This is a genomic window from Duganella phyllosphaerae, from assembly GCF_001758785.1.
In the GTDB taxonomy this organism is placed as follows: Bacteria; Pseudomonadota; Gammaproteobacteria; order Burkholderiales; family Burkholderiaceae_D; genus Rugamonas; species Rugamonas phyllosphaerae.
In genome coordinates, this window is the sequence record NZ_LROM01000090.1 from 1 (window position 1) to 14,413 (window position 14,413).

The 14,413-nt window shown below is 63.2% G+C and carries 12 protein-coding genes and 1 tRNA gene; 11 read left to right on the forward strand and 2 right to left on the reverse strand.

The features are described 5' to 3' along the window. The 5 genes from DUPY_RS13930 to DUPY_RS13950 all read left to right on the forward strand — a co-directional run. A partial coding sequence (locus tag DUPY_RS13930) for a PAS domain S-box protein (RefSeq protein WP_070248990.1) occupies positions 1 to 2,883 on the forward strand: 2,883 nt, incomplete at its 5' end. Between the two features lie 199 nt (positions 2,884 to 3,082). Then, the gene (gene trxA / locus DUPY_RS13935; RefSeq protein WP_056150583.1) at positions 3,083 to 3,409 is read left to right on the forward strand and encodes a thioredoxin TrxA; all 327 of its coding nucleotides are present in this window, start codon (positions 3,083 to 3,085) and stop codon (positions 3,407 to 3,409) included. A gap of 171 nt (positions 3,410 to 3,580) precedes the next feature. After that, positions 3,581 to 4,843: a transcription termination factor Rho gene (gene rho / locus DUPY_RS13940; RefSeq protein WP_070248992.1), complete on the forward strand. Its 1,263-nt coding sequence runs from the start codon at positions 3,581 to 3,583 to the stop codon at positions 4,841 to 4,843. Between the two features lie 190 nt (positions 4,844 to 5,033). Then, the gene (locus DUPY_RS13945) at positions 5,034 to 5,303 is read left to right on the forward strand and encodes a type B 50S ribosomal protein L31 (RefSeq protein ID WP_070248994.1); all 270 of its coding nucleotides are present in this window, start codon (positions 5,034 to 5,036) and stop codon (positions 5,301 to 5,303) included. A gap of 115 nt (positions 5,304 to 5,418) precedes the next feature. Continuing rightward, complete coding sequence (locus DUPY_RS13950; protein WP_070248996.1) at positions 5,419 to 7,143, forward strand: ArnT family glycosyltransferase; 1,725 nt, start codon at positions 5,419 to 5,421, stop codon at positions 7,141 to 7,143. A 42-nt stretch (positions 7,144 to 7,185) separates the two neighbouring features. On the opposite strand, the gene DUPY_RS13955 is transcribed toward DUPY_RS13950, so the two are convergent. Beyond that, positions 7,186 to 7,569, reverse strand: a complete 384-nt coding sequence (locus DUPY_RS13955; RefSeq protein ID WP_070248998.1) for a hypothetical protein — start codon at positions 7,567 to 7,569, stop codon at positions 7,186 to 7,188. A gap of 508 nt (positions 7,570 to 8,077) precedes the next feature. Between DUPY_RS13955 and DUPY_RS13960 the strand changes: the two genes are divergently transcribed. The 5 genes from DUPY_RS13960 to DUPY_RS13980 all read left to right on the forward strand — a co-directional run bounded on the left by DUPY_RS13960 (position 8,078) and on the right by DUPY_RS13980 (position 12,485). Then, the gene (locus tag DUPY_RS13960) at positions 8,078 to 9,997 is read left to right on the forward strand and encodes an AAA family ATPase (RefSeq protein ID WP_070249000.1); all 1,920 of its coding nucleotides are present in this window, start codon (positions 8,078 to 8,080) and stop codon (positions 9,995 to 9,997) included. A gap of 78 nt (positions 9,998 to 10,075) precedes the next feature. After that, a tRNA-Leu gene (locus tag DUPY_RS13965) sits at positions 10,076 to 10,160 on the forward strand. 188 nt (positions 10,161 to 10,348) lie between these two features. Beyond that, entirely contained in the window at positions 10,349 to 10,936 is a 588-nt protein-coding gene (locus DUPY_RS13970; protein WP_070249002.1) for a hypothetical protein, read from the forward strand. Between the two features lie 104 nt (positions 10,937 to 11,040). Further along, positions 11,041 to 11,565 (forward strand): hypothetical protein, encoded by a 525-nt coding sequence (locus tag DUPY_RS13975; protein WP_141749545.1) that lies wholly within the window; start codon positions 11,041 to 11,043, stop codon positions 11,563 to 11,565. Positions 11,566 to 11,759: 194 nt separating this feature from the next. After that, positions 11,760 to 12,485: a choice-of-anchor J domain-containing protein gene (locus tag DUPY_RS13980; RefSeq protein ID WP_229255368.1), complete on the forward strand. Its 726-nt coding sequence runs from the start codon at positions 11,760 to 11,762 to the stop codon at positions 12,483 to 12,485. Between the two features lie 13 nt (positions 12,486 to 12,498). Here the strand turns inward: DUPY_RS13980 and DUPY_RS13985 are convergent, their stop codons facing one another. Continuing rightward, on the reverse strand, positions 12,499 to 13,788 hold the full coding sequence (locus tag DUPY_RS13985) for a BNR repeat-containing protein (protein WP_229255369.1): 1,290 nt from the start codon (positions 13,786 to 13,788) through the stop codon (positions 12,499 to 12,501). A gap of 127 nt (positions 13,789 to 13,915) precedes the next feature. Here DUPY_RS13985 and DUPY_RS13990 point away from each other — a divergent pair, with 127 nt between their 5' ends. Then, complete coding sequence (locus tag DUPY_RS13990; protein WP_070249007.1) at positions 13,916 to 14,374, forward strand: hypothetical protein; 459 nt, start codon at positions 13,916 to 13,918, stop codon at positions 14,372 to 14,374. The last annotated feature ends 39 nt before the right edge of the window (positions 14,375 to 14,413 follow it).

Here is a 14,413-nt window from a genome sequence, read left to right on the forward strand (position 1 = left end):
GTCGTCGAGCGCGCCGCCGATGGCCGGCCCCTGCGCGCCATGGGCACCTTCGCCGACATTACCGAGCGGGCCAACGACGAAGAGGCGCGTCTGTGCGCCGTGATCGACGCCACGCCCGGCGCCATGCTGATCGCCGACCGGGACGGACGCGTGCGCTACGCCAACCCGGCCTGCGCGCGCAGCTTCGGCGCCGAGGACAACCTGGCCGGGCGCAGCATGGAGCAGCTGGCGCCCGACACCATGCGCAGCACCGGCCGCGCGCGCGAGCTGTTCGCCCGCCCCGGCCTGCCGGGCCGGGTGATGAACGCCCACCGCGCCGACGGCAGCACCTTCCCGGCCATGGTGCACCTGGCGCCGCTGGACCTGGGCGGCCAGCAGCTGGTAATGGTGACCCTGCGCGACATGACCCAGCGCCAGCGCGCCGAAGAAGCCATGCACGCCAGCTCCGAGCGCTACCGCCTGATCGTGCAGACCGCCGCCGAAGGCATCTGGATGACCGACGCCGACGACCGCACCACGTTCGTCAATCCCACCATGGCCGCCATGCTGGGCGTGGAAGTGGACCAGGTGATGGGCCGCAGCATGACCGAATTCATGGACGACGCCGGCCGCCTGCTGCTCAAACAGCACTTGCAGCGCCACCTGGCGGGCGAGGCGATCCAGGGCGACATCCACCTGCGCCGTCCCGACGGCGGAGAATTATGGTGCCTGCTCTCGACCACCGTGATCAGCTCCGACGCCGGCCACTACGCCGGCACGCTGGCCATGCTCACCGATATCACGGCCCGCCGCGCCGCCGAGGATGCGCTGCGCCTGACCGGTCAGCGGCTGGCGTCGATCTTTAACGCGGTGACCAACGGCCTGGTGATGGTCGATGGCCGTGGCGTGATCCTGGAGAGCAACGCTGCCGCCGCGCGCATGCTGGCGCACGCCATGGAACTGGACCAGCGCGGCGAGTGCGACGGCCTGTGGTGCGGCGTGCGCGAGGACGGCAGCACCTTCGATCGCGTCAGCCACCCGGTGCGACTGGCCACCGTCACCGGCCTGCCGGTGCGCGACGTGGTGATGGGCATCACGCAACCCGACGGCGCCATGCGCTGGCTGTCGATCAACGCCGAGCCGATTGCGGACGCCAGCGGCGCGGTGCCGCTGGTGGTAGTCAGCCTGACCGACATCAGCGACCGCAAGCGCGGCGCCGACGCGCTGCGCGAATGGAACGAGCACCTCGAGGAGCGCGTCTTGATGCGCACCCGCGAACTGGAACAGGCGCGCCACCAGGCCGAGGAAGCGAGCCAGTACAAGGGCCAGTTCCTGGCCCACATGAGCCACGAGATCCGCACCCCGATGAACGGCGTGATCGGCATGGCCTACCTGGCGCTCAAGACCGACCTCGATCCGCGCCAGCGCGACTACCTGGAAAAGATCCGCTTCGCCGGCGAACACCTGCTGGGCATCATCGACGACATACTCGACATCTCGAAGATCGAAGCCGGCAAGCTCGATATCGAGCAGGTCGATTTTGCGCTCGACCACGTGATCCAGACCCTCACCACGCTGGTGGCGCCCAGGGCCGCCAGCCGCGAACTGGAACTGGTGTTCGACCTCGACCCGCAACTGCCGCGCGTGCTGCGCGGCGACCCGCTGCGCCTGGGGCAGGTGCTGATCAACTACACCAACAACGCCATCAAGTTCAGCGCCAAGGGCCGCATCGACGTGCGGGTGCGCCAGGTGGTGGCGGACGCCAGCAGCTGCCTGCTGCGCTTCGAGGTGAGCGACTGCGGCATCGGCCTCTCGGAAGCGGAAATCGAGCGCCTGTTCCAGTCGTTCCAGCAGGCCGACACCTCCACCACGCGCGAGCATGGCGGCACCGGCCTCGGCCTGGCCATTTGCAAGCAGCTGGCGCAGCTGATGGGCGGCGAGGTGGGCGTGCGCAGCGAACCGGGCGTGGGCAGCACCTTCTGGTTCACCGCGCGCCTTGGCATTTCCGACGCCAGCGTGCCGCAGATGATCGAGCGGGTGCAGGACGCCGCCGCCGAACTGCAGGCCGCCACGCTGGGGGCGGCCGTGATGACCACGCTCAAGGGCGCGCGCATCCTGCTGGTGGAGGACAACACCTTCAACCAGCAGATCGCGCTGGAAATGCTGGAAGACGTGGGCGCGTCGGTCTGCCTGGCGGCCAACGGCCAGGAGGCGCTCGACCTGCTGCGGCAAGCCGCCTTCGACTGCGTGCTGATGGACGTGCAGATGCCGCTGATGGACGGCCTGGAAGCGACCCGTCACATCCGCGCCGACCCGCGCCTGGCCGGCCTGCGGGTGCTGGCCATGACCGCCACGGCGACCAGCGACGACCGCGCCCGCTGCAGCGCCGCCGGCATGGACGACTTCATCTCCAAGCCGATCCAGCCGGCCGTGATGTATCGCACCATCGCCAACTGGCTGCCGGCCGAGCGCACCGAACCGGCGCCAGAGCGCGAGCGGCCAGCCGTGCGTCCCGCCTTCAAGCCCACCCTGGCGGGCGACCCGGCCGTGATCGATTTGTCGATCCTGGCCAAGCTGCTCGGCTACCACCCGGAAAAGGTGCGCAAATTCGCCTTCAAGTTCCTGCACAACGCCCAGGAGGGGTTGTCGGCGATGGAAGTGGCGTTAAAACGCGGCGACCTGGCGCAGGTGCGCGAGCTGTGCCACCGGCTCAAGTCGCCGGCGCGCACGGTGGGCGCGCTGGGCATGGGCGACATGCTGGCCAGCCTGGAACTGCTGCCCGACGGCGCCAGCGACGCCGCCAACCTGGCCACCGCCCGCGCCGGCCTGGCCCGGCTGTGGCCGCTGCTGGAACAGATCACCGAGCAGATTATGAATAACACCACGTTTGCCGACGAAAATTGACGTCAAAACTCAATCTCCGCACATTTATAAAAAATGGGTTATGATTTGATCCATTCCCGCCTGCCGACCTTTGTTGCCTTCCCTATCCCAGACATTGAATTCGCGCATTTCGTCGCCAAGTATTCTCTGTAACTGGCTTAACGGCAACACTGGCATCATCCCCAGGCGTTATTGATCCCACACCTCGATTGAGGAAAATATGAGCGAAAATATCAAACACATCACCGATACTTCTTTTGATGCCGACGTGCTGAAATCCGACCGCCCCGTGCTGGTCGACTTCTGGGCCGAATGGTGCGGTCCTTGCAAGAGCATCGCCCCGATCCTGGAAGAAGTGGCCAAGGAATACGGCGGCAAGATCACCATCGCCAAGATGGACGTCGATTCGAACCAGGCAGTGCCTGCCAAGTTCGGCATCCGTGGTATCCCTACCCTGATCCTGTTCAAGAACGGTGTACCAGCAGCACAAAAAGTCGGCGCCATGGCCAAGGGCCAGTTGACTAGTTTCATCGACAGCAATATCTAAGTAAGATAGTATTGCGGACAGACGGCTGCTTCTGCGCCCGCAGAAGCAGCCGCCTCAGATCCGGAAAACAGCGTACGGCCCGACCGCAACGCGTTTTATATAAATAAACAGACAACACCACGCAGTTCCCTCCCCTACCTTTACTTTCCCGTCACGGGACACTCAACACATATGCATCTATCTGAATTAAAGGCCTTACACGTCTCGGCGTTGCTGGAGATGGCCATCGGTCTTGATATCGACAACGCGGCCCGCTTGCGCAAGCAAGAGCTGATGTTCGCGATCCTGAAAAAGCGCGCCAAGTCCGGCGAGCAGATTTTCGGCGACGGCGCCCTCGAAGTGCTGCCGGACGGCTTCGGCTTCCTGCGCTCGCCCGACGCCAGCTACATGGCGTCCACCGACGACATCTATATCTCGCCATCGCAAATCCGCCGCTTCAACCTGCACACCGGCGATTCGATCGAAGGCGAAGTGCGCACCCCGAAAGACGGCGAACGCTATTTCGCACTGGTCAAGGTAGACAAGGTCAACGGCGAATCGCCGGAAGCCTCGAAACACCGCATACTGTTTGAGAACCTGACGCCGCTGCACCCGAACGAGCCGCTGCGCCTCGAACGTGACATCAACGGCACCGAGAACATCACCGGCCGTATCGTCGACCTGATCGCACCGATCGGCAAGGGCCAGCGCGGCCTGCTCGTCGCCTCGCCAAAGTCCGGTAAATCGGTGCTGCTGCAGCATATCGCCCACGCGATTACCGCCAACCACCCCGACGTCACCCTGATCGTGCTGCTGATCGACGAACGTCCTGAGGAAGTGACCGAGATGCAACGCTCGGTGCGCGGCGAAGTGGTCGCCTCCACCTTCGACGAACCGGCCACCCGCCACGTGCAGGTTGCCGAGATGGTGCTGGAAAAAGCCAAGCGCCTGGTCGAAATGAAAAAAGACGTGGTGATTTTGCTCGACTCGATCACCCGCCTGGCGCGCGCCTACAACACCGTGATCCCGGCTTCGGGCAAGGTGCTGACCGGTGGTGTGGACGCCAACGCGCTGCAACGCCCGAAACGCTTCTTCGGCGCCGCCCGTAACATCGAAGAAGGCGGTTCGCTGACCATCATCGCCACCGCGCTGATTGAAACCGGCTCGCGCATGGACGACGTGATCTACGAAGAATTCAAGGGTACCGGCAACATGGAGGTGCACCTGGAGCGCCGCCTGGCCGAGAAACGCGTGTACCCGGCGATCAACCTGAACAAATCGGGCACCCGCCGCGAAGAACTGTTGATCAAGCCGGACCAGCTGCAAAAAATCTGGATCCTGCGCAAGCTGCTGTACTCGATGGACGAGATCGAAGCGATGGAGTTCATCATGGACAAGATGCGCGCCACCAAGACGAACACCGAGTTCTTCGACATGATGCGCCGGGGTGGTTAACCCCATCGGCTAAGCTTCACGGCTTGAGCTGACCCGACAGGCAACCCTTGTGGTTGCCTGTGTTGGTTTACCGCTGTATAATCGGCGGTTGCACTATTTTTAATCACTGGCAAGTGATCAGCAATCGGGTCGAGAAGCAGTACAGACCGACGAAGTGCTGTTTGGCTACCAAACTCACCGAGGCTTCAAAATGAAAGCAAATACCCATCCAGAATACCGCGACGTTGTTTTCCACGACCTGTCGTGCGATTTCAAATTCGTTACCCGTTCGACCATCAACACCCGCGAAACGATCAACCACGAAGGTAAAGACTACCCGTTGATCAAGATCGAGGTGTCGGCTGAATCGCACCCGTTCTACACCGGCAAGCACAAGATCGTCGACACCGCTGGCCGCGTCGAGAAGTTCCGTCAGAAATTCGGTACCGTCGGTTCGAAAACCGCCGTTGCAGCCGGTTAATTCCTGCCGCTTCAATGAAAAAAGCAGCCTCTGGCTGCTTTTTTTGTTTATGGCTCCCTGCCGGGGCCGCTGTTTTCCTTCATACTCCCGTCTACCTCAATTTGCACACTGATCGATGAAGCCAGTCCGTCTTCCTGCCGCCGCCACGCTGGCCCTGCCGCGCCTGGCCCTGTTTGCCCTGGGCCTGCTCTACATCCTGCCCGGACTGATCGGCCGCGAGCCGTGGAAGAACGACGACGCCGCCAGCTTCGGCATCATGTGGACCATGGCGCACGGCACCTGGCAAGACTGGCTGGTACCGAATATCGCCGGCCTGGCCATACCCGACGACGGCCCGCTGGCATTCTGGATCGGCGCGCTCGGCATCAAGCTGTTCGGCTGGCTGCTCGGCGACGTGCTCGCCGCCCGCGTGGGTACGGTCGCCATCTTCCTGTTCGGCGTGCTGTCGCTGTGGTTCGCCACCTTCAATCTCGGCCGACGCCAGGATGCGCAGCCGCTGCGCCTCGCCTTTGGCGGCCAGCCCGAGCCCGACGATTTCGGCCGCACCCTGGCCGACGCCGCCGTCCTGATCTACCTCGGCTGCCTCGGTTTGCTGGTGCACAGCCACGAAACCACGGCCGACGCGCTGCGCGTCTCGCTCACCGCCTTCATGTTGTACCGCACCGTGCGCTACGTGGAAGCGCCGTCGCTGCGCAACGCGGCCCTGAGCGGCCTGGCCATCGGCCTGCTCACGCTCACCCATGGCTGGGTGACGCCGGTGTGCTTCATGCTGGCCGTGTTTGCCTGTACGCGCCTGCTGGCCCAGCCCGTGGGCCGCGCGCTGCGCGACCTGGGCCTGGCCTTCCTGGTGGCCGCTGCCGTCACTGCGATCTGGGTCGTGCCGGCGCACGTGCTGCAACCATACAACCGGCACCCGGTGCAGGACTGGAGCGCGCTGCACCTGGCGCAATTCGGCCTGCCGACGGTGGTGGCCTATAAATTCTTCTTCCGCGTCGGCGTGTGGTTCTTCTGGCCGGCATGGCCGTTCGCCGGCTGGGCCATCTGGGCCTGGCGCCGCCAGCGCCTGGCGCTGCACATCGTGGTGCCGCTGGCATTCGTCACCATGGGCGCCATCATGGCGCTGTGCGCCAGCGTGCCCGAACAGGGACAGTTATTGATCCTGCTGCCGCCGCTGGCGGTGATGGCGGCGTTTGGCCTGCTGACCATGAAGCGCGGCGCCATCAATGCCATCGACTGGTTCTCGGTGATGGCGTTGACCCTGTGCGCGGCCGTGATCTGGATTTTCTGGTTCGCCAAGCTGACCGGCTGGCCGGCGCAGGCCGCCAAAAATGCCCTCAAGCTGGTGCCGGGCTTTACCCCGGAAGTGGGCGCGGTGGCGTTGCCGGTGGCGGCGCTGGCCACTGCCGGCTGGTTTGCGCTGGTGCACTGGCGCGTGGCGCGCCGCCCGGCCGTGCTGTGGCGCGCCGTGGTGCTGTCGTCCGGCGGCCTGATCCTGATCTGGATCCTGCTGATGACCTTGTTCCTGCCCGACCTCAATTACAGCAAGAGTTACGCCGGCGTGGCGCGCCAGATCGCCCAGAAGCTGCCGCCGAACGCGGGCTGCATCGAAACCAACGTGGGACCGGCGCAGCGCGCCTCGTTCGCGTTCTATGCGCAACTGCCGTTTACCGGCGTCGAGGGTGGCCGTTGCGACTTGCTGCTGCTACAGGAAAGCACGCGCGCGCGCGACAACCGCGACGTCGCGCCGCACCATCGTGGCAAGCAGTGGATTTTGCTGTGGGAAGGCCGGCGTCCAGCGGACAAGGATGAGCGCTTCCGCCTGTATCGGCGCGCTGACTGATTCAGTTCAGGATCGGCGCGACCGCCGATCCTGCGCACCGCATCAACGGCGTGCCACCACCATGGTGTTGGCCGGCAAAATCTGCGCCATCGGCAGTTTCTCGAAATTGCTGACACCGACTTCATCGCCGTACTGGCTGAACACGATGCGGGCGCCTTGTTCGCTGACGAATTCGTTATTGGCGACCGGCATGATCCGCACGCGGCGACTATTGTCGACCTGGGTGTAGAAGTGGTTGCCGCTCTGGGTGAAACGCAGCAGCTGGCCGTTGCTCAGCCGGTAAGCGTTGGCGTACTCGGCAAGCTGGCTGGGCGCGACATACAAGCCGCCACTCACTTTGATCTGCTGCATGGTTTCCTGCGCGTGGGCGGCAGGCAGGGCGGAAAAAGAGAGGGCGGCGGCGAGGGCGATCAGGGCGGTTTTCATGGTGTGGTCCTTGTGTGATGGTTGCAGTTTGGTTGCAGTAAGGTTGCAGCTAAGGTGCTCTGGCATCACCGCTGTGCTTCTGTTTTGCAGCGGCTGATGTAAGCACGATAGCAACTGCGCTGCCGAAAATCCGGCGTTTGCGACGAGCGGCAAATCGGCCGGTATCAACTGCGTCATCGCACGACGAATGGAATTTGCAGGCAATGTCGACAAGTTGATAACGCCTTGCGCGCACCACACCCCGAAATACTTGCAAGCCCTGCCACGAAAGGCGCCGTTGCTGTGGCGAATGTCAAATTTTTTCGCCGCAGTGCGATACAAACGCCGCCAAGCCAGCTATAGTGCTGAACAGGACGAGTTGCCGTAGGGCATATAACTTTCACAATATCCGTCCAGAAACACCAATCCGGCAGCGCCACATCGCGCGCCGGCCTTTGGCGGCCTCGGCTGCTGCGCCCTGCTCCCGCGCCCAGACCGACACCAGCTGCCCACACTGGATAGCGCCCACATGTTTACACTGCACAAACTTCAAACTGCCTTACGCAACAACTACGTCCGTGCCATCTTGCTGCTGATCGCGGTCGGCATCGCTGTCATCGTCGGCTGGCGCAAGGAAGTGCCGCAGGACACCAGCCCGTTGCTGCGCACCCAGGACATCTCGCTGATCACGGCGCTGGCCGGCCAGCGCGACAAGCTCGAGTACCTGCTGATTGCCGCGCCGCTGTCGGAAGCGCCGCGCTACATCTTCAAGCTCAAGGGCGACCCGTTGCTGCGCGTGGTCAAAGTACCGAGCACCTCGCACCTGAGCCTGGAGCGCGAAGTCCTGCTGCGCAATAACATTCCTTATGCCATCGCGCGCGAAGACTACCTGGCCTCGCACAAGGCGGTGCTGGTCGACGAGGACAACAGCGCCACGGCGCGCGCTGGCGCTTTCCTCAAGCGCCATGCCATCGACATCCTGCTGGTGTGCGTGGTGCTGTTCCTGCTGCGCCACGGCCTGCCCGGCAGCGGCATCAACGCCACCGTGCTCAACCCGGATCAACTGACCGGCAGCATGGACGACCTGATCGGCATGGAAGACATCAAGCAGGAAGTGCTGCACCTGGAAGACATGATCCGCAACCGCGCCGTGTACCGCGAGCACGACATCGACAAGCCGTTCAATGTCATGCTGACCGGCCCGGCCGGCACCGGCAAGACCAAGCTGGCCGGCTACCTGGCCAAGCGGCTCGACATCCCGCTGATCCAGGCCTCGGGCTCGGCGCTGGAATCGGGTTACATCGGCGGCGGCTCCAAGGCGCTGCACGCGCTGCACCGCAAGGCTTGCGCGCGCGGCAGCTGCATCATCTTCCTCGACGAAGCGCAGGGCCTGTTCATGCCGCGCGGCCGTGGTGAAAAGAAATGGGAAGACGACACCGCCAACACCCTGCTGGGCCTGCTCGACGGCGTGCGCAGCGACAAGGGCGCCGGCGTGATCTGGGTGGTGGCGTCCAACTTCGACGACGCCTCGACCAAGATGGACGAAGCGATGCTGCGCCGCTTCTCGGTCAAGATCAATTTCCGCCTGCCCAACAAGAACGAACGCAGCGAACTGCTGCGCTCGTTCCTGGCGCGCAAGGCCGACGGCTGCGTCGACTGGGACAATCTCAAGCTCGACCACGTGGCCGAGATCACCGCCAACCTCAGCCCTGCGCTGTTGCAGACGGTGGTGGAGCGCGCCAGCATGATCGCCATCCAGGAAAACAAGGTCATCAATACCGACCTGATGTTCCGCGCCTTCGAACGCGCCACCATCGGCCTCACCGACCGCGCCACCACGGCCGAGAAGACACGCCAGCGCGAGCGCGTGGCGCTGCACGAGCTCGGCCACTTCTTCATGCAGATCGACCCGTGGCTGCGCGAAGGCATGACCCTGGCCGAAGTGAAGGAGCGCTCGCCGTTCCTCAAGATCAGCACCGAGTCGGTCTCCAAGCTGGGCGCGCTCGGCTACGTGCTGTCGGCCTCGGACGACGTGGCGCTGCGCACGCTGGAAGAACTCGAGCGCGACGTGATCCAGTTGTACGGCGGCGTGGCGGCGGAAGAATTGTTCTACGGCGCGCGCGGTATCTCGGTGGGCAGCCAGAACGACATTCAAAAGGCCACGTCGATGCTCGACATGATGGTCAACCAGCTGTCGATGTACTCGCGGTCCAAGCTCGACTACACCCAGTTCAAGCACAAGGACACCGACCTCGACCAGGTCCAGGCCAAGTCCGACGAGCTGTACACGTACACCTTGCAGGCAATCGCCGACTACCGCGAGCAGATCCTGGAACTGAAGGACGTGCTGATGGACCAGTACGTGCTATCGAAGGACGCCATCTTCGGCCTGCTGGAAGAACAGCAGCAGCGCCAGGCGCGCCCCCCGGTCCTGGTGGCGCTTGCCTGAATACCAAATTTTCCGGCCGGGAGCCTTGCGGCTGGGGAGCAAATCAGTGATAATACGGGTCGCATTGCATGCAGACCTGCCTCGGTGGTGGAACTGGTAGACGCAGCGGACTCAAAATCCGCCGCCGAAAGGCGTGCCGGTTCGATTCCGGCCCGAGGCACCAAGTATTTGAAGTAGTGGTTATACACACATAGAAACCCGCTTGCCGTCAGGTATTGCGGGTTTTTTGTTGTGTGTGCATCCGCCAGAACCTTGCCAATTTGCAATGATGCAGTTGTTGACGCCCCCGTACCAACTGCCTAGCATGGATTGCAAGTGCGGCAACCCGCCCGCCTGTAACCGGACCCCTCCATGCGCCCCTTCCACCTCCTCCGCCCGCTCGCGCCGATCGCTGCGGCCTGCCTGCTGACGTTTGCCTCCGCAGTTGCACACAGCGCCACTGTTCCGACTGCCGCCGCTGCTACCACTGCAGCCGCAGAGGACACCGTCCCGCCCAACACGCCGCCAACGTCGCAGGCCGATGTCGATCGGCTCATTGCATACGGCAAAAAGCACGGCGTGCAAACGCCGGCTGGCTGGATGCCCCTGATTTTGCCAAGCATCAGGGGCCATATCCAGTCGCCCGAGACCGACGATGTGGTCCAGTTGATGTACAACGACGAGCAGAAGCTTGCCGGTGCGGTGATGGTGACCTTTACGCCTGGCGGCGGAGGCTATGCCAGCATCCTGAAAACCTTTGAATACGGCGATGCCGACGGCAACCCGGCGCGCCTGTCGATGATCGAACCCGGCGACTACCTGCCCGCCTGCCATCCAGGCAATGCTTGCCAGAAGGTCCATATCGCCAACCAGGCAGTGGGCCTGTGCTTCGGCGAGGCGTCGTGCCGGATTCTCTACTACGAAGGCAAGGAAATGCGCGATGTCGTCATGACCGACTGAGCGCCAGCAAGCGGGTGCTGCCATGGCAGGGCCATGGTGCGCCTGCGAACAGACCTCCTCCGTGCGCCCGGACTATGCTGCAATTTTTGCCTCCGGGAGCAGTCATGGGATTCGATCTGGGAAGTTTATTGCAACAACATGCTGGCCATGTCACCGCCGCCGATCCTGACGGCGTGGCGCAAGCCTTCAAGCATATCGTGGGGGAACAGCCGCAGTCGTCGGTCGCCCAGGGCATCGCCCGGGCCTTCCTGTCCGACCAGACACCACCCTTCGCGCAACTGGTGAGCCAGCTGTTTTTCCGCAGCGACTCCGGCCTGCGCACCGAACTGCTCAACCTGCTGCTGGACAATGTCAGTCCGACCATGCTGTCCGCCCTGGCCGGCAGCGTTGGGACACTGTTTACCGAGAACGGCCACCAACACCTTTCCACAGAGCAAATAGCCGACATTACCCCGCCGCAGGTAGCGGAGATTGCCGTGGTAGCGCAACAACATAATGCGGGGATCGTGGAGCGGGTGGCGACGCTGTTTGCACAACATGCGAACGTGTTCAACGGGCTCGACAGCGACACCCTTAAAGTTGCGCTCGGCACTATGGCCCAGCACCCCGAATCACGCCAGGCAACCTGATCAAGCTGGTCAATCGAGCTCCAGTGTAAGGTGCGCCAAGGTAGTTTGTTTCTGCAATATAATAATTCTGATACAAAAGTTGCTTTAACTTTCATCGTATTTCAAGCAGTATACGAACCTTGACTACTGGCATTTGCCGGGTGAAAAATTACATTGGATGGAGGTTTCAGATGGCTGTTTCTTTTAAATCCACAATGCTGCCAATGGCACTGGCCGTGGCCCTGTCGTTCAGTGCAGTGGGTACCGCGTCGGCCGATGCGCTGACCGAAAACTTCGACAACGGCGTACCGTTCGACTGGACTGTCGTCAACAACAGCGAGCCGGTCGGCGGCACCAGCTGGTTTACCGGCTCGCCGGTGTCGCTCAACGCCCACGAAGGCGCGGCCGACTCCTATGTCGCGGCCAACTACAACGCGGTCGCCAATGCGGGCCCCATCAGCGACTGGCTGATCTTGCCGACGTCCACCTATCGCAACGGCGATACGCTGTCGTTCTTTACCAGCACCGCCTCGCCGTCGTTCTACGCCGACAACCTGGAAGTGCGCTTCAGCAATGTTGGCGGCACCGATGTCGGCACCACCGCCAGCAGCGTGGGCACCTTCGGTACCCTGCTGCTGAGCATCAATCCGGCCGAAAACGTGGGCGCGTATCCGGAAAGCTGGACTCAGTACAGCGTGTCCCTGAGCGGCCTGACCGGGGACACCACCGGCGCGTTCGCCCTGCGTTACGTCCTGAGCAATGGCGGTCTCAACGGTAACGCCAGCAACTATGTCGGCGTGGACAGCCTCAGCATTACCCCGGCGGCGGTCACCGCGGTGCCGGAAATGGAAACCTACCTGATGATGGCTGCCGGCCTGGGCCTGGTCGGCTGGATGCGCAAGCGCAAGTCGCGCGCTGCGCAGGTGTCAAAAGCAGCTTAACAAGCAGCGTAAGTCACCGCTCCGGGTGCCAGTCGAGCACCCGTACCGGCTGGGCCGCCACTGCGGCCTGGCCTTCCCCATCGACCTGCCGTACGTCTTGCACGAACAGGCTCAGCACGCCGCTGCGGCGCCACAGCTCGGTATCGAAGCTCGGTTCCCACGAACCCACCGATGCCTTGGTCAAGTCGCTGACCTGCCACTTGCCGTCCGCGACATTCGAGGTGCGCGCCACCGAGACCTTGCTGCCGCGCTCCTCGTCGCGAAACACCAGTACTGCCCCGGGCCGCTCGGCCTCCAGGCTGACCATGATCTGCGGGCGGGCGATCGGTATGCGCTTGGTGCCCTGTCCGCTCAGGGAAAACGCCGTCTGGCGAAAGCCCAGGTTGCGCATCTGCCAGCCCTGGGCATCGCGGTACACCACGCGGTACTGCGGCACGCTCGAGCCGGCATCGCGCCAGTAGCTGGCGATGTAGGGACGGCCGTCGGCATCGGCCGCCATCGAGGTCTGGTTGATCAACTCGCTATTTTGCGGAATGCGCAGCGCATACTCGGCGCTGGCAGCGCTGATCGGCAAGGCGTATGGCTTGCCGGTCGAGGTTTCCCACGTCACGCCGCCATCGCGCGAACGCGCATAGGCCAGGTCGTGGTTGCTGGCCACGTCGGGCGACTCGCGCCACACCCACGACACGTGCAAGGTCCCCCGGTGGTCGAGGAAAGCCTGCCAGTAGGCGTTGCGCTTGCCTTCGCCCGTGATCAGGTTGGTGTGCAGCCGGGTCCAGGTTGCGCTGGCGGGGTCGTAGCGGTTGATCACCAGGTCGCCCCGACCGGAGCCGCCCAGGCGGTAGAAGAACAGCAGGCGACCGTCCGGCAGACGGTAGAACTCGGGGTACGACACGGACTCTTCATCCTTGCCCACCATGGCCTGCTGCGGCCCCAGTTCAAGCGCGCCGGGGGTCACGCTGCGGGCATAGCGCAAAGCGTTGTTGTGGTGGTCCCACGCCACGTGCAGGGTGCCGGCGCCGTCGAGCATGAGACTGATGGCGTTGTGGGCGTCAGCGGCATTGCCCTGGTATTGGGTGCGGTGCACGGTCCAGTGCGTTGAACCAAGTTTGCGCTTGCCCAGCACCAGGTAGCGCTCGGCATCGTAGTAGCCGACGTATTGCGTATCGCGGTCGGACACCAGAGAGTTCTTCCGAAACACCACCGCGTTGACGGAGTTATTGGCCCAGCCCGGGCCGACGACGGTCTCCACCGGCGCTGCCGTGGCATTGGCGACAACACTTGCCGCCAATATCGCCGCCATCAGAGTTTTCTCAATCAAATCAATGCCATACATGCAACGTATCCCCTTGTTCATGTTATTTCCTCACGGGAAATGTGCCATAATAATCAGGCTGTTTTTCCAACCACTTTTCCATGTTTTCCGCATCATGAGCACCGACACTTTCGAGCCCACATCGCACGCCGATCCCCTGCAGTTCTGGGAGCGGCGCGTCAAGGCCAGCCGCTGGATGATCACCAAGACCGTGATGCTCGGCGTGTTTGCCGGGGTACTGGCCGTGCTCGGACAGGGGTGGCTCGAACATGCCGCACCGCTATTGCCCATTATCAGCCAGAACTACAGCGTGTGGCAGTTGAGCTACCTGCTGGCATTAATACTCATTTTCGTGATCTGGGCGCTGGCCATGCGCCAGAAAATGGGGCTGCTGGAAAACAGCAAGCGCGGCATGCATACCCAGCAACGCATCGCCCAGCACAATGCGCGCCGCCAGCAGGCCGCCGCCGAAGCCCGCCAGCGCCGGGCAGAGCGGGAGAAAGCGCAAGCACTTGCGCAAGAGCTGGCGCTGGCCGCCAAGCGCGGCACCAAGAGCAAGAAGTTCGACTACTGATTGCGTAGTCACTACACAAGATTCAGATCCGCCGCGCAA

Excerpts from the sequence above, each read along its gene's own strand:
- trxA (WP_056150583.1), top strand. The coding sequence starts at position 3,083 with ATGAGCGAAAATATCAAACACATCACCGATACTTCTTTTGATGCCGAC.
- rho (WP_070248992.1), top strand. The coding sequence starts at position 3,581 with ATGCATCTATCTGAATTAAAGGCCTTACACGTCTCGGCGTTGCTGGAG.
- DUPY_RS13945 (WP_070248994.1), top strand. The coding sequence starts at position 5,034 with ATGAAAGCAAATACCCATCCAGAATACCGCGACGTTGTTTTCCACGAC.
- DUPY_RS13950 (WP_070248996.1), top strand. The coding sequence starts at position 5,419 with ATGAAGCCAGTCCGTCTTCCTGCCGCCGCCACGCTGGCCCTGCCGCGC.
- DUPY_RS13955 (WP_070248998.1), bottom strand. The coding sequence starts at position 7,569 with ATGAAAACCGCCCTGATCGCCCTCGCCGCCGCCCTCTCTTTTTCCGCC.
- DUPY_RS13960 (WP_070249000.1), top strand. The coding sequence starts at position 8,078 with ATGTTTACACTGCACAAACTTCAAACTGCCTTACGCAACAACTACGTC.
- DUPY_RS13970 (WP_070249002.1), top strand. The coding sequence starts at position 10,349 with ATGCGCCCCTTCCACCTCCTCCGCCCGCTCGCGCCGATCGCTGCGGCC.
- DUPY_RS13975 (WP_141749545.1), top strand. The coding sequence starts at position 11,041 with ATGGGATTCGATCTGGGAAGTTTATTGCAACAACATGCTGGCCATGTC.
- DUPY_RS13980 (WP_229255368.1), top strand. The coding sequence starts at position 11,760 with ATGCTGCCAATGGCACTGGCCGTGGCCCTGTCGTTCAGTGCAGTGGGT.
- DUPY_RS13985 (WP_229255369.1), bottom strand. The coding sequence starts at position 13,788 with ATGGCGGCGATATTGGCGGCAAGTGTTGTCGCCAATGCCACGGCAGCG.
- DUPY_RS13990 (WP_070249007.1), top strand. The coding sequence starts at position 13,916 with ATGAGCACCGACACTTTCGAGCCCACATCGCACGCCGATCCCCTGCAG.